The organism is Iodobacter sp. (genome assembly GCF_025352645.1).
Classification (GTDB): Bacteria; Pseudomonadota; Gammaproteobacteria; order Burkholderiales; family Chitinibacteraceae; genus Iodobacter.
On the sequence record NZ_JANXSO010000160.1, the window covers coordinates 1 to 2,570 of the forward strand.

Genomic DNA, 2,570 nt, shown 5'->3' on the forward strand with positions numbered 1-2,570 from the left:
ACTTTGGGCCGATTCGACTAGGTTCGTTTGATGAGCGACAGGTAACAGGTGCAAAAAATGATTACTTAACTTTAACGCGAAAAGTGTCACCTATGTCTGTGGACTAAAGTGTTACCTATGTCCTTGACCTTTACAGCCCCACGAAACACGAAAGCCCCTCATCTGCGGACAATCGAGCGGCGGCTGCGGAACTCGCTCGCAAGCTCGCTCAAACAGTCCTCGCCGAAACCCCGCCCGCTTGTTCCTCGCTTCGGCGTGTTTCAAGGAGACTCTAAAGCCCCGTGCAGAGAGCGTGTTCAAAGCATCTTTAGCTGTTTATTCATGAAAAAACAGTTTGGTTAGCGCATATGGAGTTCCACCCGCCCTACAACAGCTCACCAAACCTTTTAAGAAAACTTCCCCTGCAATTTAAATTCCTCAGTCGCTTTAATTAAAGCCGTAGCAATCCCCGGCTCCATTGCGGCATGCCCCGCATCGGGAATGATATGCAAAGAAGATTCAGGCCAGGCCTGATGCAAGCGATAGGCCGATTTTGGCGGACAAATCACATCGTAACGGCCTTGGATAATCACCGCTGGCAGATGGCGAATCTTGCCCACATTCTGCACCAACTGGTCTTCATCCATAAACGCGCCGTAGCGCATATAGTGCGCCTCTAAGCGGCCAAGACTCGTGCAAACAGCGTCGGTTTCAAACTGAGCAATGGCACTGCTTTGCGGCTCTAAAAATAGGCAGCTGCCTTCATAGCGGCTCCACGCACGAGCAGCGGGTAAATAAACGGCGGGGTCGTCATTAAAGAGCTGCTGACTATAGGCTTCCAGCAGATTTCCCCGCCCAGCTCCTGGCACCTGCGCAACAAATTCAGCGTGGACTTCTGGGTAAAAATGGCCAATGCCATTCACAAACCAATCCACCTCGGCCTTGGTGCAGAGGAATATCCCACGCAAGATAAAGCCCAAACACGCCTCGGGATGCGCCTCACCATAGGCCAGCGCAAGGGTTGATCCCCAAGAGCCGCCAAACACCAGCCATTGCTCAACATTCAGCATTTTGCGTAGCGCTTCAATATCGCTAATCAAGTGCGCGGTGGTGTTATTGCGATACTCGCCCAAGGGGGTGGATTGCCCTGCACCACGCTGATCAAATAACACGATACGGTAATGGGCTGGATCAAAAAAACGCCGGTGCATCGGTGAAGTCCCACCGCCGGGGCCGCCGTGCAAAAATAGCACCGGTACACCATTGGGATTGCCACATTCTTCCCAGTAAAGGGTGTGTACATCATCCACAGCAAGGCGACCACTGCGGCGCGGCTCAATCGCTGGAAAAAGTAAATCGCTCATCTTTGCCCTTTTCTTGTTATGCGTGGCACAACTTAAAAGCCCAGCGCCCTCGCCCCCTGATAGAAGATAAACGACAGCACCCAAGCCAGTACTAGTGAATAGACCACAGAAAAAGTAGTCAGCGCCACGCTGTTAGATTCCTTGCGCATGGCCGCAATAGTAGAAACGCAGGGCACGTAGGTCAATGAAAATAGCATAAAGCTATATGCCGACACTGGGTCTAGCACTTGCGCCAAATGATGCGCCAAGGCGGGGCCATCCTGCCCAGCAATCACCGCCAACGCCCCCAACACCACTTCTTTGGCTACAAAGCCAAACATCAAAGCGATGGATAACTCGGCCTGAATACCAATTGGGGACAACACGGGCTGAAAGAATCCAGCAATCATGGCGGAATAACTGTGCTGTGGGTTTGGATAATTACTCAACAGCCAAACCAAGACCACACCGATCACAATCATGGTCGTCGCCAAGCGCACAAAGCCTGCCGCCTCGCCCCAGCCACGCAAGAAGATCTGCCGCAGCACAGGAAAGCGATAAGGTGGTAGCTCTAGCGTAAATGGCTCGGTTGATTTAAAGCGGCCACGTAGCAAGAGGGCCGTACCCATAGAAATAAAAATACTCGCAAAATAGAGCGACAGCAGCACCCACGGTGCTTGCAGGGGGCTAAACAGCGCGCCGGTTAAAAACAGAAAAATCTGTAAACGCGCCGAACACAGCGAAAACGGAATCGCCAACATCGTCAGTAAACGCGCCTTTCTATCCCTGATCACCCTTGTGCCCATTAAAGCTGGCACATTGCAGCCAAAACCCATCATCAGCATCACAAAACCACGGCCATCCATGCCAAGCCGCGCCATCAGCCCATCCATCATAAAAGCCGCACGCGAGAAATAACCCGAGTCTTCGATAATCGCCATCAGGCAGAAGAACAGAAAAATAATCGGAATAAAAGTCAGTACCGTGCTGAGGCCATCAAAGACGCCATCGACTAAAAAACCTGACCAAAATGGCGGCCAAGAAGCGGCAGCTGTTTTTAAAATATCGGTTTTAAACCACTCCAGCCCATCTTTTGCTAAATCTTGTAAAGGCACGCCAATGGCGTAAGTCAGCTGAAAAAGGCAAAACATCATCAATACAAACAGCGGTAAACCGAGCACCGGATGCAAAACCCAGCGATCGAGCGTCGCAGTGGGGCCAGCAGGCAAAATGGCCGGGCGCTGAATA

Annotated in this window: 2 protein-coding genes; both read right to left on the reverse strand. The window is 51.6% G+C overall.

Features of this window, described 5'->3' with window-relative positions:
- Positions 1-386: 386 nt before the first annotated feature.
- A complete protein-coding gene (gene pip, locus Q0R17_RS17615) occupies positions 387-1,343 on the reverse strand; it encodes a prolyl aminopeptidase (protein ID WP_293937382.1) in 957 nt (318 codons plus the stop codon).
- Between the two features lie 32 nt (positions 1,344-1,375).
- A partial coding sequence (gene feoB, locus Q0R17_RS17620) for a ferrous iron transport protein B (RefSeq protein WP_293937385.1) occupies positions 1,376-2,570 on the reverse strand: 1,195 nt, incomplete at its 5' end.